Below are 21324 nucleotides of genomic sequence, written 5' to 3'. Positions count from 1 at the left end.
CATGTCAAAATTCTTCATCGACCGTCCGATTTTCGCCTGGGTAATTGCCCTGGTGATCATGCTGGTCGGGGCACTTTCGATCCTGAAACTGCCGATCAACCAGTACCCGAGCATTGCGCCGCCGGCCATTGCGATCTCCGTGACCTACCCGGGCGCTTCGGCGCAAACCGTGCAGGACACCGTGGTCCAGGTAATCGAGCAGCAGCTCAACGGTATCGACAACCTGCGTTATGTGTCCTCGGAAAGTAACTCCGACGGCAGCATGACCATCACCGCGACCTTCGAGCAAGGCACCAACTCCGACACCGCGCAGGTGCAGGTTCAGAACAAGCTGAACCTCGCTACCCCGCTGTTGCCGCAGGAAGTGCAGCAACAAGGTATCCGCGTGACCAAGGCAGTGAAAAACTTCCTCCTGGTCATCGGCGTGGTATCGCGTGACGGCAGCATGACCAAGGACGACCTGTCCAACTACATCGTGTCGAACATGCAGGACCCGATCTCGCGGACCGCCGGTGTCGGTGACTTCCAGGTCTTCGGTGCCCAGTACGCGATGCGCATCTGGCTCGACCCGGCCAAGTTGAACAAGTACAACCTGACCCCGGGCGACGTCAGCACCGCGATCTCGGCGCAGAACGTCCAGGTGTCTTCCGGTCAGCTCGGTGGTTTGCCGGCGTTGCCGGGCCAGCAGCTGAACGCGACGATCATCGGCAAGACCCGTCTGCAGACTGCCGAGCAGTTCAAGGCGATTCTGCTGAAGGTTAACCAGGACGGCTCGCAAGTGCGTGTCGGCGACGTCGCTGACGTCGGTCTGGGCGGTGAGAACTCGAGCATTTCCGCGCAGTTCAACGGCAGCCCGGCTTCTGGTCTGGCGGTAAAACTGGCCAACGGTGCCAACGCCCTCGACACCGCCAAGGCGCTGCGCAAGACGATTGACGACCTCAAGCCGTTCTTCCCGCAAGGCATGGAAGTGGTGTTCCCGTACGACACCACCCCGGTGGTGACCGAGTCGATCAAAGGTGTGGTTGAAACCCTGGTCGAAGCGATCGTGCTGGTGTTCCTGGTGATGTTCCTGTTCCTGCAGAACTTCCGTGCCACGGTCATCACCACGATGACTGTGCCGGTGGTATTGCTGGGTACATTCGGCATCCTCGCGGCGTTCGGTTTCAGCATCAACACCCTGACCATGTTCGGCATGGTGCTGGCCATCGGTTTGCTGGTGGACGACGCCATCGTGGTGGTGGAAAACGTCGAGCGGGTGATGAGCGAAGAAGGCTTGTCACCGAAGGAAGCGACCAAGAAGTCCATGGGCCAGATCCAGGGCGCACTGGTCGGTATCGCGCTGGTGCTGTCGGCGGTACTGTTGCCGATGGCGTTTTTCAGCGGTTCCACCGGTGTGATCTACAAGCAGTTCTCGATCACCATCGTTTCGGCCATGGCCCTGTCGGTACTGGTCGCGCTGATCTTCACCCCGGCGCTGTGCGCCACCATGCTCAAGGCGATTCCGAAAGGCGAGCATGGCACGCCGAAGAAGGGTTTCTTTGGCTGGTTCAACCGCAATTTCGATCGTGGTGTGCAGAGCTACGAGCGCGGTGTCGGCAACATGCTGTCGCGCAAAGCGCCGTACCTGCTGGCTTATCTGCTGATCGTGGTCGGCATGATCTGGCTGTTCACCCGCATCCCAACCGCGTTCCTGCCGGAAGAAGACCAAGGCGTACTGTTCGCCCAGGTGCAGACCCCGGCCGGTTCGAGTGCCGAGCGTACTCAGGTGGTGATCGACGAAATGCGCAGCTACCTGCTGGATAAAGAAGCAGGCGCGGTGTCCTCGGTGTTCACCGTGAACGGCTTCAACTTCGCCGGTCGCGGTCAGAGCTCTGGTCTGGCGTTCATCATGCTCAAGCCGTGGGACGAGCGTAACTCGGACAACAGCGTGTTTGCCCTGGCCCAACGTGCCCAGCAACACTTCTTCAGTTTCCGCGATGCGATGGTGTTCGCTTTCGCCCCGCCCGCAGTACTGGAGCTGGGTAACGCCACCGGTTTCGACGTGTTCCTGCAAGACCGCGCCGGTATCGGTCACGAAAAGCTGATGGAAGCGCGTAACCAGTTCCTCGGCCTCGCCGCTCAGAGCAAGGTGCTCTATCAGGTGCGTCCGAACGGCCTGAACGATGAACCGCAATACCACCTGGAAATCGACGACGAGAAAGCCCAGGCCCTTGGCTTGAGCCTCACCGACATCAACAGCACGCTGTCGATCTCCTTCGGTAGTAGCTACGTCAACGACTTCATCGACCGTGGTCGCGTGAAGAAGGTTTACGTGCAAGGTCAGGCGGGTGCTCGCATGAGCCCTGAAGACTTGAAGAAATGGTACGTGCGCAACAACGCCGGGACCATGGTGCCGTTCTCCGCGTTCGCCAAAGGCGAGTGGATCTACGGTTCGCCGAAGCTGGCCCGTTACAACGGCGTGGAAGCGATGGAGGTGCTCGGTTCGCCAGCACCGGGTTATTCCACCGGTGAAGCGATGGCCGAAGTCGAAGCGATTGCCAAGAAGCTGCCGGCGGGTGTCGGTATCTCCTGGACCGGTCTGTCCTATGAGGAACGTCTGTCGGGTTCGCAAGCGCCCGCGCTGTACGCTCTGTCGCTGCTGATGGTGTTCCTGTGTCTGGCGGCGTTGTACGAGAGCTGGTCGATTCCGATCGCGGTTATGCTCGTGGTGCCACTGGGGATCATCGGTGCGCTGCTGGCCACCAGCCTGCGCGGTCTGTCCAACGACGTGTACTTCCAGGTAGGCCTGTTGACGACCATCGGTCTGGCGGCTAAAAACGCCATTCTGATCGTCGAATTCGCCAAGGAACTGCATGAACAGGGACGCAGCCTGCGCGATGCGGCGATCGAAGCCTGCCGCATGCGTCTGCGCCCGATCATCATGACCTCGCTGGCCTTCGTCCTCGGTGTTGTACCGTTGGCGATCTCCACTGGCGCCGGTTCAGGCAGTCAACACGCGATCGGTACCGGCGTGATTGGCGGTATGCTCACGGCCACGATCCTGGCGATCTTCTGGGTCCCACTGTTCTTCGTTACGGTTTCGTCCATCGGCCAGCGTAAGATCGCTGACGAGGATGAAGCGACTGAAACTCCTAAAGAGGCTGGCCAATGAGCAAGTCGCTACTCTCCATCGCAGTCGCCGCCTTCGTGCTGAGCGGTTGCTCGCTGATACCTGACTATCAGCAGCCTGAGGCTCCGGTCGCAGGTCAGTACCCACAGGGGCCGGCGTACTCGCCGGCCCAGGCACCGGCGCAAGCCGCTGCCGAGCAAGGCTGGAAGCAGTTTTTCCATGACCCGGCGCTGCAACAGCTGATCCAGGTCTCCCTGGAAAACAACCGCGACCTGCGTGTCGCGGCGCTGAACATCGACGCTTACGCGGCTCAATACCGCATCCAGCGGGCTGATCTGTTCCCGGCGGTTTCGGCCAATGCCAGCGGCAGCCGTCAGCGTCTGCCGGCTCGCGCGTCGACGACTGGCGACTCGATGATCAGCAGTTCGTATTCCGCCACCGTCGGCATCAGCGCCTACGAGCTCGACCTGTTCGGTCGCGTTCGCAGCCTGAGCGAGCAAGCGCTGCAACAGTACTTCGCCACTGAAGAAGCGCGCCGCAGCACCCAGATCAGTCTGGTCGCCAGCGTCGCCAATGCTTACCTGACCTGGCAAGCGGACAAGGAACTGCTCAAGCTGACCCAGGACACCCTCGGTGCCTTCGAAGAAAGCTACAAGCTGACCTCGCGCAGCAACGAAGTCGGTGTGGCTTCGGCGCTGGATCTGGCGCAGTCGCGCACTTCCGTGGAAAACGCCCGGGCACAACTGGCGCGTTACACCCGCCAAGTGGCCCAGGACGAAAACAGCCTGACCCTGCTGCTCGGCACCGGTATCCCGGCCAATCTGCAAACGGCCAAGCCGCTGTCCGATGACCTGCTCAGCGACGTACCGCCGGGTCTGCCTTCGGACCTGCTGCAACGTCGTCCGGACATTCTGCAAGCCGAGTACAACCTGAAAGCGGCCAACGCCAACATCGGCGCGGCCCGTGCCGCGTTCTTCCCGAGCATCAGCCTGACCGCCAACGCGGGCAGCCTGAGCCCGGATCTGTCCGGTCTGTTCAAGGGTGGTTCGGGGACGTGGTTGTTCCAGCCGCAGATCAACCTGCCGATCTTCAACGCCGGCAGCCTGCGCGCCAGCCTCGACTACGCCAAGATCCAGAAGGACATTGGCGTGGCGAACTACGAGAAGTCCATTCAAACGGCCTTCCAGGAAGTCGCCGACGGCCTCGCCGCCCGCCAGACCTACACCGAACAGCTGCAAGCGCAGCGTGACTTCGTGCAGGCCAACCAGGATTACTACCGTTTGGCCGAACGTCGTTACCGCATCGGTGTCGACAGCAACCTGACCTTCCTCGATGCCCAGCGTCAGCTGTTCAGCGCGCAACAAGCGCTGATCACCGACCGCCTCGCGCAGCTGACCAGTGCGGTCAACCTGTACAAGGCATTGGGCGGTGGCTGGAATGCGCAAACCGCGCAGAACGAACCGCTGAAAGAAGAAGCACCGAAGATGAAGTTGTTCTGATCATCATCCGGTGAACACAAGGAGCCCACCGATTGGTGGGCTTTTTGTTGCCTGTCAGAAAGTTGTGGTGTCTGGGCTGGCTCCATCGCTGGCAAGCCAGCTCCCACAATGTTCTGTGGTGTACCCAACATTGTGAACGACACAAAAACCTGTGGGAGCTGGCTTGCCAGCGATGAGGCCCTCCCATTCACCCAAAACCCCGAGCAAATCTTGCGTTCGATAATCGCCCAAAAACCGCTTCCGCCGATTGAATCCCCACCACCGCCCCCCGCACCATTCGATCAACAAAACCAATAACAACAGGTTCGACACCATGCTCCCGCGCCCTGCTCCGACCGGCTGACCGCCGTCGCTTCACCCCCTGAATTCATCGCATTTCTGCACCGTAAAAAACGGTGGCAGCGCACCCGTTCGCCTTAAAAAAACAAGAGAGACCCGAGCCCATGACAACCTCCCCTGCGCCTTACGCAATTCCCGGCCTGATCGCCCTGGCCCTAGCCAGCGCGGCGATGCCCGCTGCGGCTGAAGAGGCCGGTTTCATCGAAGGGGCCAAGGTCAACCTGAACCTGCGCAACTTCTACATCAACCGCAATTTCACCAACCCGACCAAAGCTCAGGGCAAGGCCGAAGAGTGGACGCAGAGCTTCATCCTCGACGCCAAATCCGGTTTCACCCAAGGCACCGTCGGCTTCGGCATGGACGTGCTCGGCCTGTATTCGGTAAAGCTTGATGGCGGTAAAGGCACCGGCGGCACGGCGTTGCTGCCGCTGGATCACGACGGTCGTCCGGCGGACAACTTCGGTCGCACCAACGTCGCCTTCAAAGCCAAACTCTCGCAGACCGAAGTGAAGGTCGGCGAGTGGATGCCGGTGCTGCCGATCCTGCGTTCGGACGACGGCCGCTCGCTGCCACAAACTTTCCGCGGCGGGCAGATCACTTCGAAGGAAATCGACGGCCTGACCCTCTATGGCGGCCAGTTCCGCGCCAACAGCCCGCGCGACGACAGCAGCATGAGCGACATGTCGATGACCGGCAAAGCGGCGTTCACCTCTGATCGCTTCAACTTTCAGGGTGGTGAATACGTTTTCAACGAAAAACGCACACAGATCGGCCTGTGGAATGCCGAACTCAAGGACATCTACAGCCAGCAATACGTCAACCTGATCCACAGCCAGCCACTGGGCGACTGGACACTGGGCGCCAACCTCGGCTTCTTCTACGGCAAGGATGACGGTAGCGCCCGCGCCGGCGATCTCGACAACAAGACCTGGTCGGGGATGTTCTCGGCGAAGTACGGCGGCAACACCTTCTACGTCGGCCTGCAGAAACTCACCGGCGACAGCGCCTGGATGCGCGTCAACGGCACCAGCGGCGGGACGCTGGCCAACGACAGCTACAACGCCAGTTATGACAATGCGCAGGAGCGCTCCTGGCAAGTGCGCCATGACTACAACTTCGTGGCATTGGGCATCCCCGGCCTGACCCTGATGAACCGCTATATCAGCGGCGACAATGTGCACACCGGGACGATCACCGACGGCAAGGAATGGGGTCGCGAATCAGAACTGGGCTACACGGTGCAGAGCGGCGCGTTGAAGGATCTGAACCTCAGATGGCGCAACTCGACCATGCGCCGTGACTTCAGCAACAACGAGTTCGACGAGAACCGCCTCATCGTCAGCTACCCGATCAGCCTCCTCTAAACACCGATCCAACCTTGTAGGAGCTGCCGCAGGCTGCGATCTCTTGATCTTGTTTTTAAGATCAACAGATCGCAGCCTGCGGCAGCTCCTACATTGGAATTCTCGCCACTGGTCAGGAGAAGTGGCACTTTGCCGGTCGGCAGGTAAAGTGACAAAACCTGAAGGAATCAGGTGCTTCACCTTTCCGCTTCCGTCGTCGTAGTCGGTCCTCAAGCTGGGAGCCAGGTTGTCATCGGAAGACACCAACGATCACCGGAGGACCCCCTCAATGATCTCTCGTCTCGCAACACCCGACTGGGACGCCAAGGCGTACCAGCAGTTTTTCCGTCTCAGGCAACGCCCGGTCAATGAATTGCTCGACCGTGTCGACTTGCAAAACCCTCAACGCATTTACGACCTCGGCTGCGGCACCGGCATTGCCACGCAGTTGTTGGCCGAACGCTGGCCGCGCGCGCAGTTGCAGGGCATCGACAGCTCGGCACAGATGCTCGCTGAAGCGCGTTGTCTGCCGCTCAGGGCATCGTGGAAACACTGCGATCTGCTCGAATGGCGGCCGGAGCAGCCGGCAGATCTGCTGTTGGCCGCCGCCGTGCTGCACTTTATCGGGGGCCATGAAACGCTGCTGCCGCACCTGCTCGGTTATCTGAATCCTGGCGGTTGTCTGGCAGCGCACATGCCGGACTGGCGCGATGCGCTGTGGTATCGGCTGATGCTCGACACCCTCGAAAACGGCGGTCCCGATGGCACGCCGATAGGCACACCTGAGCTGCGTCAGCGCATGGCCGCGCGGCCGTTGTTGGCACTGGAGGATTACTACCGCTTGCTCGCGCCGCTGACCTCGTCGCTGGATATCTGGGAGACCGAGCAGTTGCAGGTGGTCGACGGCAAGTCGCCGGTGTACGACTGGGTGAAGGTCTCGGCGCTGCGGCCGGTGATGCAGGCGCTGAGTTCAGCGGAACAGGCGCGGTTTATCTATCACTATCTGATGCGAGTGAATAAGCATTATCCGCAGGAGGGGGATGGGCATACGTTGTTTGCGTTCAAGCGGATATTTATTGTCGCCACGGTTTGAAGAGCAAAAGATCGCAGCCTTCGGCAGCTCCTACAGGGGAACGCATTCCAAATGTAGGAGCTGCCGAAGGCTGCGATCTTTTTCGGTTTCAACCGTCATTCGCGGGATTCGGTACCCAGTTCATCCCACACCGATTCAGCCAGATGAAACGTCGCATTCGCTGCCGGAATCCCGCAGTAGATCGCGCTCTGCATGATCACTTCCTTGATCTCACCCCGGCTCACGCCATTATTGGCCGCCGCGCGCAGATGCAGTTTCAGCTCACCCTCGCGGTTCATGCCGATCAGCATGGCGATGGTGATCAGGCTGCGCGTGTGCCGAGGCAAACCCGGACGCGTCCAGATATCACCCCAGGCGTGGCGGGTGATCATCTCCTGAAACTCCGAGTTGAACTCGGTCAACGTGGTCAGGCTGCGATCGACATGCGCATCACCGAGCACCGCGCGGCGCACTTGCATGCCTTCGTCGTAACGTTGTTTCTCGTCCACAAAAACTTCCTCACTTAGCCTGCAAAAACGCCAACACGCGCTCACTGAAATCCGCGCCGGCCTGCACGTTGGACAGGTGCGCCGCATAGAACTCGGCGTATTCGGCACCGCGTACATGCTCCTGAATGAAATGCCCACCGGACGGCGGCGTCACCGCGTCTTCGGTGCCGGCAATCACCAGCAACGGCACGTTGATCGACGCCAGTTGCTCGCGGAAATCAGCATCACGCACCGCTGCGCAGTTGGCCGCATAACCCTCAGGCGAAGTCGCTGCGAGCATGTCGGTAATCTGCTTGGCAGCCGCCGGATGCGCCGCCGAAAAGTCCGGTGTAAACCAGCGGGCAATCGACGCATCACGCAAAGCAACCATCGCCGCTGCGCCATCACGCAACACGGTTTCGATGCGTGGATTCCACACCGACGGATCGCCGATTTTTGCCGCCGTGTTGCAGACGATCAGCTTGTGCAGACGATGACCAGTGTTGATCCCCAGCCACTGCCCGATCAGACCGCCCATCGACAGCCCGCAGAAATGCGCGCGCTCGATGTGCAGCGCATCCAGCAGACCGAGCACGTCATGACCGAGTTGCTCAATGCTGTAAGGCCCCGGCGTCACCAGCGATTGGCCATGGCCACGGGTGTCGAAACGCAGCACACGAAAGTGTTCGGTAAATGCCGGCATCTGCGCGTCCCACATGTGCAGATCAGTGCCCAGCGAGTTGGACAGCACCAGCACCGGCGCATCGACCGGACCTTCAATTTGATAGTGCAGTTCGCCATCGGCGAGTTGAACGAAAGCCACAGCCCTCTCCTTTCAGACAGACAATGCGTTGTGTTCGGCCACCGCACGCTCGACCCAGGTTTTCGCCTGACCGAGATAATGGGCGGGGTTCAAAAGATGATCGAGTTCAGCGTTGCTCAGCTCAGCAGTGACTTGCGGTTCATCACCCAGCACGGCGCGTAAATGGCGCTGCTCGGCCACGGCGCGTTTGCAGCATTGTTCGAGTAGGTGATGCGCGGTGTCGCGGCCGACACGCTGGGCGAGGACGATGCTGACGGCTTCGGCCAGCACCAGCCCCTGAGTCAATTCGAGGTTGCGGCCCATGCGCTCGGCATCGACTTCCAGGCCATCGGCCAACAAGCGTGCTTGTTGTAGTGAACCGGATACGAGGCAGCAGATTTCCGGCAATGTTTCCCATTCGGCATGCCACAGGCCGAGGCTGCGTTCATGTTCCTGCGGCATCGCGCTGAACAGCGTCGAGACCAGACCCGGCACGCGCGTCGCCGCGCCGATCAACACCGCTGCGCCGACCGGATTGCGTTTGTGCGGCATGGTTGACGAACCGCCCTTGCCCGGCGCCGACGGCTCGAAAACCTCGGCGGCTTCGGTCTGCATCAACAGGCTGATGTCGCGGCCAAATTTTCCGAGGCTGCCGGCGATCAGACCGAGCACCGCGCCAAACTCCACCACGCGATCACGCTGGGTGTGCCACGGCTGTTCCGGCAAGGTCAGTTGCAGCTCTTCGGCCAATGCCTGGGCAATCGGCAAGGCCTGCTCGCCCAACGCGGCGAGGGTTCCGGACGCACCACCAAATTGCAGCACCAGCAGACGCGGCTTGAGTTCGCGCAGACGCTGGCGGCTGCGAGTAACAGCGCCCAACCATCCGGCGATTTTCATGCCCAGGGTCACCGGCGTCGCGTGTTGCAGCCAAGTGCGTCCGGCCAGCGGCGTAGCGGCATGACGTTGCGCCTGGGTGGCGAGAGAATCGGCCAGTTGCGCCAGATCACGTTCAATCAATTCCAGTGCCTGACGCAATTGCAGCACCAGACCGGAATCCATTACGTCCTGACTGGTCGCACCCAAATGCACGTAACGTTCGGCTTCAGCGTCGCTGGCAGCAATCTGCTTGCCCAACGCCTTGACCAGCGGAATCGCCGAATTGCCGGCCGTGGCAATCGCCTCGCCCAGTGCCGCGAAGTCATACAGACCGGCACTGCAAGCCGTCGCAATCGGTGCCACCGCAGAGGAAGGAATCAAACCAACCCGCGCCTCGGCCCGGGCCAGCGCCGCTTCGAAGTCGAGCATCGCCTGCACGCGGCCCTGATCGCAGAACACTTCACGCATATCGCGGGCAGTGAAGTAGGCATCGAACAATTGATTGCCCGGTCGCTGAGTCATAAACAGTCCTTGCCGGCGCGGGCCATGACAGCCCGCGCACTTCGGGTTAGAGATCGTGGTGCAAATACGCCGCCTGTTTCGGCAAGCGCAGACTGAACAGGAAGGCGATCGCCATCATCGCTGTCACGTACCAGTAGAAGGAGTTTTCCATGCCGATGTTCTTCAGGCTCAGCGCGACGAATTCCGCCGAGCCGCCGAAGATCGCATTTGCCACCGCATAGGCCAGACCAACGCCAAGGGCGCGGACTTCTGGCGGGAACATTTCGGCTTTAACCAGGCCGCTGATCGAGGTGTAGAAACTGACAATCGCCAGCGCCACGGTGATCAACACAAATGCGAGGAACGGGCTGCTGACGCTTTTCAGGCTCAACAGAATCGGCACGGTGAACAGCGTACCGAGCGCGCCGAACCAGAGCATCGAATTACGTCGGCCGATCTTGTCAGCGAGCATGCCGAACAGCGGCTGCATGCACATATACAGGAACAGCGCGCCGGTCATGATGTAGCTGGCGGTCTTGGCGTGCATGCCGGCGGTGTTCACCAGGTATTTCTGCATGTAGGTGGTGAAGGTGTAGAAAATCAGCGAGCCACCGGCGGTGTAACCGAGCACGGTGATGAACGCGGCTTTGTGATCGCGGAACAGCGCGCTGATGCTGCCGGCGTCCTTGTGCGCGCGGGTTTCCTTGTTGGTGGTTTCTTTCAAGCTGCGACGCAGGAACAGCGAAATCAGCGCCGCCACTGCACCGACCACAAACGGAATCCGCCAGCCGTAGGCGCGCAGGTCTTCTTCGGTGAGGAACTGCTGCAGGACCACTACCAGCGACACCGCCAGCAGTTGCCCGCCGATCAGCGTCACATACTGAAACGAGGCGAAAAATCCGCGCTGGCCCTTGAGGGCGACTTCGCTCATGTAGGTCGCAGTGGTGCCGTACTCGCCGCCGACCGACAGGCCTTGCAGCAGACGGGCGAACAACAGCAGCACCGGTGCCCAGACGCCGATGTCTTTATAGGTCGGCAGGCAGGCGATCAGCAACGAGCCGAAGCACATCATCAGAATCGAGATGAGCATCGAATTCTTGCGCCCGTGTTTGTCAGCCACGCGACCGAAAATCCAGCCACCAATCGGGCGCATCAGGAAGCCGGCAGCGAACACGCCAGCGGTGTTGACCAGTTGCACCGTCGGGTTGTCGGAGGGGAAAAACGCCGGGGCGAAATAGATCGCGCAGAAGGCGTAGACGTAGAAGTCGAACCATTCGACGAGGTTGCCGGACGAGGCGCCGACAATGGCAAAGATGCGCTTGCTGCGCTCTTCACCGGTGTAATGGGAGGCAGTGGTGGTTGTCATTGTTTTTCACTCGATAGGGACAGTGAGAGTCTAGACATACTTTGCAACAGTCCCGTTCCACATCCTACATCGATCGTTCCCACGCTCCGCGTGGTAACGCATCCGGTGACGCTCCGCGTCACAGTGGACGCGGAGCGTCCATGGCGGCATTCCCACGCAGAGCGTGGGAACGATCATGTAGAAGCTGCCGCAGGCGGTGATCTTTTGATTTTAATAATCGAAGAACACGGTTTCGGCATCAGTGCCCTGCAGAATCACATTCCACTGGTAAACACCCGAGGCGTCCTGCTTGGCCAGCAACGTGCTGCGACGCTCGGCCGGCACACAATCGAGTAACGGATCATCAACGTTGGCCGGCTCGCCTTCAAAGTAGATCCGCGTCAGCAAATGCTTGACCAAGCCACGGGCAAACACCAGCACCACCAGATGCGGCGCCTGGGTCGAGCCCTTCAGCCCCTCAACCGTGCCCGGTTTGATCGTGGTGAAACGGAAGCGCCCTTCAGCATCCACCGGCACCCGGCCAAAACCTTCAAAGTGCGGATCAAGCGGTTTGTCTTGCTCGTCTTCCGGGTGGTCGTATTTGCCGGCAGCGTTGGCTTGCCAGACTTCGAGCATGGCGTCGTTAACGACATCGCCGTTGCCATCCACCACTTGCCCGGTGATCGCCACACGCTCGCCAAGAGTCTGATCAACGGTGAGGTTTTCGCGGTTCAGCCAGGTCAGGCCGATGTGGTAGTACGGCCCGACGGTGTGGGACGTGGTCGCAGTCAGCGTCATCTTATTTCTCCATCGGCGTGGCTTCACGCCCGCGCAGCACGATGTCCCAGCGATAACCGAGGGCGTAGGACGGAATGGTTTTTTCCAGATCGAAACTGGCGATCAGGCGTTCCTTGGCCGAAGTGTCGGGCACGCAGTTGTAGATCGGGTCGTAGGCCAGCAGCGGATCGCCCGGGAAATACATTTGCGTGACCAGACGGGTGAGGATGCTCGGCCCGAACAGCGAAAAGTGGATGTGCGCCGGACGCCAGGCGTTGTGGTGGTTGCCCCACGGGTAGGCGCCGGGCTTGATGGTCTGAAACTGATACCAGCCGTCGGCGTCGGTGACGGTGCGGCCGGTGCCGGTGAAGTTCGGGTCCAGCGGCGCATCGTGCAGATCGCGCTTGTGGTTGTAGCGGCCGGCGGCGTTGGCCTGCCAGATCTCCACCAGAATTCCCGGCACCGGCAGACCGTTTTCGTCGAGCACGCGGCCGTGAACGATGATGCGCTCACCTTGTGGCTCGCCTTCATGCTGGGCGGTCAGGTCGTTATCGGTGTCGCCCACGCGCTCGGCGCCGATGGTCGGCCCGGTGATTTCCGACAGCGAGTGCGGCAGAAACACCAACGGCTTCGACGGCGAACGCAGGTTGGTGGATTGATACGTCGGGTGCAGGTACTCAGGCTGAGTGCCTTCCTGCGGACGACGGTAACCAGGCTTGTCAGACATGTCGCTTTCCTCTGTTCTTTTTCGTCACGGCTTGCGTCAGACGCGTTCGATGGCCAGGGCCAGACCTTGGCCGACACCGACGCACATGGTCGCCAGACCTTTCTTGCCACCGGTTTTTTCCAGCTGATGCAGGGCAGTCAGCACCAGACGCGCACCGCTCATGCCCAACGGGTGGCCCAAGGCAATGGCGCCACCATTCGGGTTGACCTGCGCGGCGTCGTCCGCCAGACCCAGTTCACGCAGCACTGCCAAGCCTTGGCTGGCGAATGCTTCATTGAGTTCGATCACGTCGAAATCGCTGACCGCTACGCCAAGGCGCTCGATCAGTTTGCGCACCGCCGGCACCGGGCCGATGCCCATTACCCGCGGCGCGACACCGGCGCTGGCCATGCCGAGCACTTTGGCGCGGGCGGTCAGGCCATGTTTTTTCACCGCTTCGGCGGAAGCCAGAATCAGTGCAGCGGCACCGTCGTTGACGCCGGAGGCATTGCCGGCGGTGACGGTTTTGTCTGGGCCGTTGACCGGTTTGAGTTTGGTCAGTGCTTCTATCGTGGTGTCGGCGCGCGGATGTTCATCCTGGCTGACCACGGTTTCACCCTTCTTGTGGGCAATCCGCACTTCGACGATTTCTTCAGCAAAGTAGCCGGCAGCCTGCGCAGCGGCGGTACGTTGCTGGCTGCGCAGAGCAAAAGCGTCTTGATCGGCGCGCGAGACTTTATAGTCGTCGGCGACGTTGTCAGCCGTCTGCGGCATCGCGTCGACGCCGTACTGCGCCTTCATCAACGGGTTGATGAAACGCCAGCCGATGGTGGTGTCTTCCAGCTTCATGTTGCGCGAAAACGCTGCGTCAGCCTTGCCCATCACGAACGGTGCGCGGGACATCGACTCGACACCGCCAGCAATCGCCAGCTCCATCTCGCCGCTGGCAATCGCTCGGAACGCCGTGCCGATCGCATCCATGCCCGAAGCGCAAAGACGATTGAGGGTCACGCCCGGCACGGTTTCCGGCAGGCCTGCCAACAGCAGCGCCATGCGCGCGACGTTGCGGTTGTCTTCGCCGGCCTGGTTGGCGCAACCGAGGAACACTTCGTCGATGGCGTTCCAGTCCACTGAGGGATTGCGCTCCATCAGGGCCTTGATCGACACAGCGGCCAGGTCGTCGGCGCGAACGGCAGACAAACCGCCGCCGAACCGGCCGATCGGGGTGCGAATCGCGTCGCAGATATAAACCTCACGCATCATGCTTCTCCCGGTGCCTGACCGTGGGCGGCCGCCGTGCGCGCTTCGAGATCGCGCAGCGCGGTCAGTTCGACTTCAGTCGGTTGCGCAGTGCTCTCGACGTTGTCGGCAAAACGGATCGCCCAACCGGTGGCCGCGACCACTTGCTCGCGGGTCACGCCCGGGTGCAGTGCGGTGACCACAAATTCGTGGGTGCCCGCTTCCGGCTCCATGATGCACAGGTCGGTGATGATCCCGACTGGACCGGCGCCCGGCAGGCCCAGACGTTTGCGCGAATCGCCGCCCTCGCCGTGACCGACCGAGGTGATGAAATCGAGCTTGTCGACAAACGAGCGCGCCGACTGTTTAAGGATGATCAGAACGCTTTTCGCCGAACCGGCAATTTCCGGCGCGCCACCGGCACCCGGCAGGCGCACTTTCGGCGAGAAGTAATCGCCAACCACGGTGGTGTTGATGTTGCCGAAACGGTCGACCTGCGCGGCGCCGAGAAAACCGACGTCGATGCGCCCGCCCTGCAACCAATAGCGAAAAATCTCACCGGTCGGTACGACGGTGTCGGCAGTTTCCGCCAGTTCGCCGTCACCGATCGACAGCGGCAGCACGCTTGGCTTGGCGCCAATCGGACCCGATTCGTAGATCAGCACTACGTCCGGCGAAGAAGTCAGGCGCGCCAGGTTGGCGGCTTTCGACGGCAGGCCGATGCCGACGAAGCACACCGAGCCGTTCTTCAGACGACGGGCCGCAGCGACGGTCATCATTTCATTGGTGGTGTAAGTCATTACTTGGCCTCCGAAGCAGCGGCCAACTTGGCCTGGAACGCGCTGAAATCAGCGCAGCCATGGATGTATTCGTTGATCCACGCAGTAAACGTCTCACGGTCACGGGCAATCGGATCCCACGCCTGATAGAAACGATTGTCACGCTCGGTGTAACCGTGGGCGTAGGACGGGTGCGCGCCGCCAGGTACGTGGCAGACCGCGCTCAAGGCCCAGGTCGGCAGGACACAGGCGTTCATCGGCGCGTTGAGGTCATCGACAATTTCTTCGACGGTGACGATGCAGCGCTTGGCGGCCAGTGCGGCTTCTTTCTGCACACCGAGAATGCCCCACAGCAGCACGTTGCCCTGGCGGTCGGCTTTCTGCGCGTGGATCACGGTCACGTCCGGACGCACCGACGGCACCGCCGCCAGTACTTCACCGGTGAACGGGCAGGTCACGGTTTTGATCAGCGGATTGACCTTCGGCAGGTCGGAGCCAGCGTAGGCACGCAGCACCGCGAATGGCAGGCCGGATGCGCCTGCGACGTAGGCATTGGCCAGGTCGGCGTGGCTGTGCTCTTCGATTTCGAGAGCGTGCGGCCATTGCTTCTCGACCGCGTCACGCAGACGGTGCAGCGAACCCACACCCGGGTTGCCGCCCCAGGAGAAAATCAGTTTGCGTGCGCAACCGGCGCCGATCAGTTGGTCGTAGATCAGGTCAGGCGTCATCCGCACCAATGTCAGATCTTTCTTGCCCTGACGAATGATTTCATGACCGGCGGCCGTAGGGATCAGGTGAGTGAAGCCTTCGAGTGCGACGGTGTCGCCGTCGTTGACGAATTGCTTCACCGCGTCGTGCAGCGAAAGGATCTCAGCCATGGAGCGGGCTCCTGTTTTTGTAATGAATCGCCAGTGATAAAAAGGCGCGAGGTTCAGCGCCGAAGTCACTGCAGATTAAGCCTGGGAAAATCGCCAAACAATCCGATAATCGACTGAGTGTTCGTTTATCGAACAGATTGTTGTCAGCCTATCGGTTCGTGTTGCCTGCAAAAGATCGCAGCCTTCGGCAGCTCCTACAGGGTTACGCGTTCACATGTAGGAGCTGCCGAAGGCTGCGATCTTTTCGCTTTACATCGAAATATCAGGTCGCATCCGCATGACTGACCATGCCTTTGATCACCACCGCCGTGGTGGCCAACGCCGCCGGAATCACCAACGCCGTCAACACCTGCTCGAAATTCCAGCCCAGCCCCAGCAACGTAGCGCCCATCCACGCTCCGAGAATCGCGCCAAAGCGGCCAATCCCCAGCATCCACGAGACCCCGGTCGCCCGCCCCTGAGTCGGATAAAACCGCGCCGCCAGTGATGGCATCGCCGATTGCGCGCCGTTCACGCACATCCCCGCCACCAGTACCAACGTCGCCAGCAACGTAATGTTGCCCAGGCTCTGCCCCACCGCGTAGGCAAACACCCCGGCCAGCAGGTAGAACGTGCCGATGACCTTGTGCGGATTGAAGCGGTCCATCGCCCAGCCCACCGCCACTGCGCTCAATACCCCGCCGAACTGGAACAACGCACCGATAAATGCCGCCTGTTCCATGCTCGCGCCGCTGTCACGCATCAGCGTCGGCAGCCAACTGGTCAGCAGATAAACAATCACCAGGCCCATGAAATAGGTCAGCCACAGCAACAAGGTGCCGGTGCTGTAGGTGCCGGAGAAGATCACCGCGAACACATTGCGCGCCTTGACGGTTTTTTGTTCCGGCACGCTGAAGCTTGCGGCCTGGGCGACGGTGGCCGGATCGATCGGCGCCAGGGTTTTGCGGATTTTGTCGGTGCCACGGTTGCGGACTACAAGGTAGCGCGCCGATTCCGGCAGCCAGAACAGCAGCACCACGGCGAGGATCAACGGCAGAACCCCGCCAATCAGCAACAGACTGTGCCAGCCGAATGCCGGAATCAGTTTGGCGGAAATAAACCCGCCACCGGCCATGCCGAGGTTGAAGCCGCAGAACATGCTGGTCACCAACAGCGACTTCTTGCGCTCCGGGGTGTATTCCGAGAGCAGTGTGGTGGCGTTGGGCATGCCGGCGCCCAGACCCAGACCGGTGAGGAAACGCAACACCAACAGTTGTTCGACGTTGGTGCTGTACGCCGACGCCAGGCTGAAGGCACCGAACAGCACCACAGCGCCGACGAGTACGACTTTTCTCCCAAAGCGGTCAGCCAATGGACCGGAACCCAGTGCGCCGAAGACCATGCCGATCAACGCAGCGCTCATCACCGGGCCGAGGCTGGCGCGGTCGATACCCCAGTCCTGCGACAACGCCGGGGCAATGAAGCCCATCGCGGCAGTGTCGAGGCCGTCGAGGAAGACAATCAGGAAACACAGAATCACCACCCGCCACTGGTAGCGCGAGATCGGTTGGGCATTGATGAAGGTCTGCACGTCGAGGCAGTTACCTACAGCGGACTGAGGCTGGTTCATTATTTTTATTCCACGCAGAAAACGCAGTCGAACGGCGGCCGGCCAAAACGCGGCACGGTCACAAGAATAGAAGGTCTGGATCAGGCGTTGCGGGAAACCCGGCAACAGCGGGTGGAGCGGAGACAGTCGGGGAGCATGCGCATGGTGAGTTGCCTCTTGTCATTATTATGGGAGTCGACAGTCCGGCGGGCTCATTCACATCAGCGCCGGATGACGCTGCCGCGACATTAATGATCCGAGGGTTTTAGCGTCAATTCGATAAACGCAACACTGTGCGTTTATCGAACAGCTTCATCAGGCGAACAGCTGTGCACTGAGGTCGCGACTGGCACTGAGCAGGCCCGGCAGGAAGCGCTGCTCCAGCTCGGTGCGACTGACGCGACCGGCGTGGGTACTGACGTTGAGCGCCGCGACCACCTGGCCGGAAGCGTCGTAGACCGGCACGGCAATCGAACGCAGGCCCTGTTCCAGTTCCTGGTCAACGATGCACCAGCCCTGCTGCCGCACTTCCTGCAGGCATTCGAGCAACGCATCAGGGGTGTGGATCGTGCGGCTGGTCTTGGCGACCAGTTCGGCATGATCGAGGTATTCACGCAGCGACGTGTCGTCCAGCGCCGCCAGCAGAATCCGCCCCATCGACGTGCAGTACGCCGGCAAACGACCGCCCACCGACAAGTCCACCGAAATCAGCCGCTGGGTGGTTGCCGAGCGGGCGATGTAGAGAATGTCGTCGCCTTCGAGCGTGGCCATGTTGCAGGCTTCGTGCAGTTGCTCGCTCATGCGGTCGAGGTACGGCTGGGCCGACACCGCCAGCGGCGTCGAAGACAGATACGCGTGGCCGAGGGTCAGCACTTTGGGCAGCAATGAATAAGTGCGACCGTCCGTGGTGGCATAGCCAAGTTTGATCAGCGTGTGCAGGCAGCGCCGCACGGCCGCGCGGGGAATCTCGGTGCGGTGGCTGATTTGCGCGATGGTCAGATGCCGTTTGCGCTCCTGAAAGGCCTGCACCACCGCCAGACCACGGGCCAGCGAGGTCATGAAATCCGGATCACCGGTCAACGCCTGGATGCGTTTGGCCGGTGAGGCGACGATCGGCGGCGCCACGGAGGTGAAAGAGTTGCGCATCTGATCGTTCATTTATTGTCCTTTTATCCGGCACGGATCAATGGGCTATACAAGCGGCTCGTCGAGAAATGCACAAGCGTCGAACCAGCAACATTGGGCGATTATCGAACCGTCGCCCGATAATCGCAATCGACTATGCGGCTCGTGGCAAACGCTCCAAGGGTTCGGCTGAACTTTGGCTTTTATCTGAATCACGGCCTTAGTTGTTCGACTAAATGGCGCCAAAAACAGATCGCTCGCTAAATAGTGGTCGTCCTGCACTTCAACTTGCGAGAAAAGTTGCGAGTAACAAAACAATCACACATCCGGAACCGTTTTTAACTTGGCAAAGATAGTCATTCCCGAATCGACCGCTATAATGCACCTCAGTGGCGCCTCGTTTTTAATGGCCGAGGTCGCCACCCGCTGAGGCGATGTCCATCGCCAACAGCCCGGCAAGCGCCTGACGCGCATCACTCATGCAACGCCTGCGCTCGCTGAAAACAGGAAACTGATGCTGCGTCAGTTTTTATCTGGTGCCGTAGCCGCCTGTAACACGGAAGTCTTGATCGCCCCACCGATTACACCAATGCCTTTTCCGGCGTTGAACTCGCGGTGGCCCCGTTCAATCGATTCGTTGCAGTGCGTTTCACCAGACACTTAACTCAACTCATACAGGTAGCACTGTGACGAAAGACGAACTGCGCGCGGAACTTGAGCGCCAGGAACAACGTTACAAGGAAGTTTACGGCGGGGAAGTCACCACCTACGCCGCTCAGCCCGAACCGGAACGCAAAGCATGGCGTAAACGCCCTACCGTTCAGGATCAGGTCTTCAAGCAAGAAATCGAAAAGATCGAAAAGGAACTCAAAGCCGAAGAGCCTTGAGCGACGGTTTTCGAATCTTTTGAGGTTTGCGTCCACACCGGTTACAAGCGCGGTGGAACGACGATGCCTTGCGCGCCCGCTACCCGCGGGCAGCGGCCATCAACCGGTCTGGCAGACTGAGGACGGGCGTCCTACACGTTTCACAGATATTTCAGACAAGCGTTTGAGACCCTTGCGCATGGCCGAAATCACCTGCAAAACAATGCTTTTACTAACAAAATCAATGGCTTGAAAAACCCTGCAAAACGCTAGGTTTTCATGTGCTGCAACAAATTAAATCGAAGAAGTGTGTAACCGATGAGCAGGTAGGGGATCGATTTCCAGTCTTTTCTGGCATAATCGCGCCCCCTTACGACCGGGTCAGAAAACCTTCATGATCGATTTATTCAGCGGACTGGATGCTTGGGTGCTTGTGAGCCTCTTGCTCGCCCTGACGTTTGTCCTCGCCTTCGAGTTCATCAATGGATTTCATGACACCGCTAACGCGGTAGCCACTGTTATCTACACCAAAGCCATGCCGCCCCACCTGGCGGTGTTCTTTTCCGGTGTGTTCAATTTCCTCGGCGTGCTGCTGGGCGGCGTTGGCGTGGCGTATGCCATTGTCCATTTGCTGCCGGTTGAGCTGCTGATCAATGTGAACACCGGCCATGGCCTGGCGATGGTGTTCTCGTTGCTCGCCGCGGCAATCGCCTGGAACCTTGGCACCTGGTACTTCGGTATCCCGGCTTCCAGCTCGCACACCTTGATCGGCTCGATCCTCGGTGTCGGCCTGGCCAACGCCCTGATCAACGATATTCCGTTGGCCGACGGCGTGAACTGGCAGAAAGCGATCGACATCGGCGCCTCGCTGGTGTTCTCGCCAATGGCCGGTTTCCTGATCGCCGCACTGATCCTGATCGGGCTGAAGTGGTGGCGTCCGCTGTCGAAGATGCACAAGACACCGGAACAGCGCCGCAAGATCGACGACAAGAAGCACCCGCCGTTTTGGAACCGCCTCGTTCTGGTGATCTCGGCCATGGCCGTAAGCTTCGTGCACGGTTCCAACGATGGCCAGAAAGGCATCGGCCTGATCATGCTGGTGCTGATCGGTATCGTCCCGGCGCAGTTCGTCCTCGACCTGAACAGCACCACGTATCAGATCGAACGCACCCGCGATGCGACCCTGCACCTAAGCCAGTTCTACCAGCGCAACGCCGATTCGCTGGGTGAATTCCTGGCCCTGGGCAAGAGCGTGGAAGGCGACCTGCCGGAGAAATTCCGCTGCAACCCGCAGCAGACCGAACCGACCATCAGCGCCCTGCTGCACACCCTTAAAGGTGTAGCGGACTACCACTCGCTGTCGTCGGAAAGCCGCATCGAAGTGCGTCGTTACCTGCTCTGCCTGGACGACACCGCGAAGAAGGTTGGCAAGCTGCCTGGCCTGGAAGCTCGTGAAAAGGCTGACCTCGACAAGCTGCGCAAAGACCTGACCACCACCACCGAATACGCCCCGTTCTGGGTGATTCTGGCGGTTGCTCTGGCTCTGGGCCTGGGCACCATGGTTGGCTGGAAGCGCGTGGTACTGACCATCGGCGAGAAGATCGGCAAGCAAGGCATGACCTATTCCCAGGGCATGTCGGCACAGATCACTACTGCCAGTTTGATCGGTATGGCCAACATCTTCAGCCTGCCGGTGTCGACCACGCACGTTCTGTCTTCGGGCGTGGCGGGCACCATGGTCGCCAACAAGAGCGGCCTGCAGGGTGGCACGGTGCGCACCATTCTGTTGGCGTGGGTGTTGACCTTGCCGGCGACTGTTGCGCTGTCGGCTGGCTTGTTCTGGCTGGCGTCGAAGGCGCTGGGTAGTTGATAGATAGCGGGACATGAGAAAGGCGCGATTCGAGAGGATCGCGCCTTTTTTTGTTTTTGGTTTTTTGGGATTGGGGGCATATCCGTTGCTGCGGGTGTTGCCGCTGGCGGTTTCGCTCTTAC

Annotated in this window: 17 protein-coding genes; 6 read left to right on the top strand and 11 right to left on the bottom strand. The window is 60.4% G+C overall.

Annotated features, from left to right (window positions below):
- The first annotated feature begins 1 nt into the window (after position 1).
- The 4 genes from emhB to M5G26_RS02440 all read left to right on the top strand — a co-directional run bounded on the left by emhB (position 2) and on the right by M5G26_RS02440 (position 7383).
- Positions 2 to 3151, top strand: coding sequence for an efflux RND transporter permease subunit EmhB (gene emhB / locus M5G26_RS02455; RefSeq protein WP_016982808.1), 3150 nt, complete (start codon positions 2 to 4; stop codon positions 3149 to 3151).
- The gene (gene emhC, locus M5G26_RS02450) at positions 3148 to 4608 is read left to right on the top strand and encodes an efflux RND transporter outer membrane subunit EmhC (RefSeq protein ID WP_095113831.1); all 1461 of its coding nucleotides are present in this window, start codon (positions 3148 to 3150) and stop codon (positions 4606 to 4608) included. The genes emhB and emhC overlap by 4 nt, the downstream gene beginning before the upstream one ends.
- Before the next feature lie 443 nt (positions 4609 to 5051).
- Positions 5052 to 6311, top strand: coding sequence for an OprD family porin (locus tag M5G26_RS02445; protein WP_273914350.1), 1260 nt, complete (start codon positions 5052 to 5054; stop codon positions 6309 to 6311).
- 268 nt (positions 6312 to 6579) lie between these two features.
- A complete protein-coding gene (locus M5G26_RS02440; RefSeq protein WP_273914349.1) occupies positions 6580 to 7383 on the top strand; it encodes a methyltransferase domain-containing protein in 804 nt (267 codons plus the stop codon).
- Between the two features lie 95 nt (positions 7384 to 7478).
- On the opposite strand, the gene pcaC is transcribed toward M5G26_RS02440, so the two are convergent.
- The 11 genes from pcaC to pcaR all read right to left on the bottom strand — a co-directional run bounded on the left by pcaC (position 7479) and on the right by pcaR (position 18499).
- Entirely contained in the window at positions 7479 to 7871 is a 393-nt protein-coding gene (pcaC, locus tag M5G26_RS02435) for a 4-carboxymuconolactone decarboxylase (RefSeq protein WP_134178064.1), read from the bottom strand.
- Positions 7872 to 7881: 10 nt separating this feature from the next.
- A complete protein-coding gene (pcaD, locus tag M5G26_RS02430; RefSeq protein WP_273914348.1) occupies positions 7882 to 8673 on the bottom strand; it encodes a 3-oxoadipate enol-lactonase in 792 nt (263 codons plus the stop codon).
- Between the two features lie 12 nt (positions 8674 to 8685).
- Positions 8686 to 10050: a 3-carboxy-cis,cis-muconate cycloisomerase gene (locus M5G26_RS02425; RefSeq protein WP_273914347.1), complete on the bottom strand. Its 1365-nt coding sequence runs from the start codon at positions 10048 to 10050 to the stop codon at positions 8686 to 8688.
- Between the two features lie 46 nt (positions 10051 to 10096).
- Positions 10097 to 11395 carry an MFS family transporter gene (locus M5G26_RS02420; protein WP_134178061.1) on the bottom strand — a complete coding sequence of 433 codons (1299 nt, stop codon included), beginning with the start codon at positions 11393 to 11395 and terminating at the stop codon, positions 10097 to 10099.
- Between the two features lie 210 nt (positions 11396 to 11605).
- Complete coding sequence (gene pcaG, locus M5G26_RS02415; RefSeq protein WP_273914346.1) at positions 11606 to 12172, bottom strand: protocatechuate 3,4-dioxygenase subunit alpha; 567 nt, start codon at positions 12170 to 12172, stop codon at positions 11606 to 11608.
- Between the two features lies 1 nt (position 12173).
- Complete coding sequence (pcaH, locus tag M5G26_RS02410; RefSeq protein WP_038358206.1) at positions 12174 to 12878, bottom strand: protocatechuate 3,4-dioxygenase subunit beta; 705 nt, start codon at positions 12876 to 12878, stop codon at positions 12174 to 12176.
- 36 nt (positions 12879 to 12914) lie between these two features.
- Positions 12915 to 14120 carry a 3-oxoadipyl-CoA thiolase gene (pcaF, locus tag M5G26_RS02405; RefSeq protein WP_273914345.1) on the bottom strand — a complete coding sequence of 402 codons (1206 nt, stop codon included), beginning with the start codon at positions 14118 to 14120 and terminating at the stop codon, positions 12915 to 12917.
- Positions 14117 to 14896, bottom strand: a complete 780-nt coding sequence (locus M5G26_RS02400) for a CoA-transferase subunit beta (protein ID WP_273914344.1) — start codon at positions 14894 to 14896, stop codon at positions 14117 to 14119. Before M5G26_RS02400 ends, pcaF begins: the two co-directional genes overlap by 4 nt.
- On the bottom strand, positions 14896 to 15753 hold the full coding sequence (locus M5G26_RS02395) for a CoA transferase subunit A (RefSeq protein WP_099758203.1): 858 nt from the start codon (positions 15751 to 15753) through the stop codon (positions 14896 to 14898). Before M5G26_RS02395 ends, M5G26_RS02400 begins: the two co-directional genes overlap by 1 nt.
- A 262-nt stretch (positions 15754 to 16015) precedes the next feature.
- The gene (locus M5G26_RS02390; RefSeq protein ID WP_038358202.1) at positions 16016 to 17362 is read right to left on the bottom strand and encodes an MFS transporter; all 1347 of its coding nucleotides are present in this window, start codon (positions 17360 to 17362) and stop codon (positions 16016 to 16018) included.
- A 294-nt stretch (positions 17363 to 17656) separates the two neighbouring features.
- Entirely contained in the window at positions 17657 to 18499 is an 843-nt protein-coding gene (gene pcaR / locus M5G26_RS02385; RefSeq protein ID WP_007917109.1) for a pca regulon transcriptional regulator PcaR, read from the bottom strand.
- 653 nt (positions 18500 to 19152) lie between these two features.
- On the opposite strand from pcaR, the gene M5G26_RS02380 reads away from it, so the two are divergent.
- The gene (locus M5G26_RS02380) at positions 19153 to 19353 is read left to right on the top strand and encodes a hypothetical protein (protein ID WP_008080067.1); all 201 of its coding nucleotides are present in this window, start codon (positions 19153 to 19155) and stop codon (positions 19351 to 19353) included.
- A 373-nt stretch (positions 19354 to 19726) separates the two neighbouring features.
- Entirely contained in the window at positions 19727 to 21202 is a 1476-nt protein-coding gene (locus M5G26_RS02375; RefSeq protein WP_007917114.1) for an inorganic phosphate transporter, read from the top strand.
- Positions 21203 to 21324 lie beyond the last annotated feature (122 nt).

The sequence above is a fragment of the Pseudomonas sp. TNT2022 ID642 genome (assembly GCF_028656995.1).
Lineage (GTDB): Bacteria > Pseudomonadota > Gammaproteobacteria > Pseudomonadales > Pseudomonadaceae > Aquipseudomonas.
Note: the sequence above shows the minus strand (reverse complement) of the source record. Positions and strands in the feature narration are given on the sequence as shown.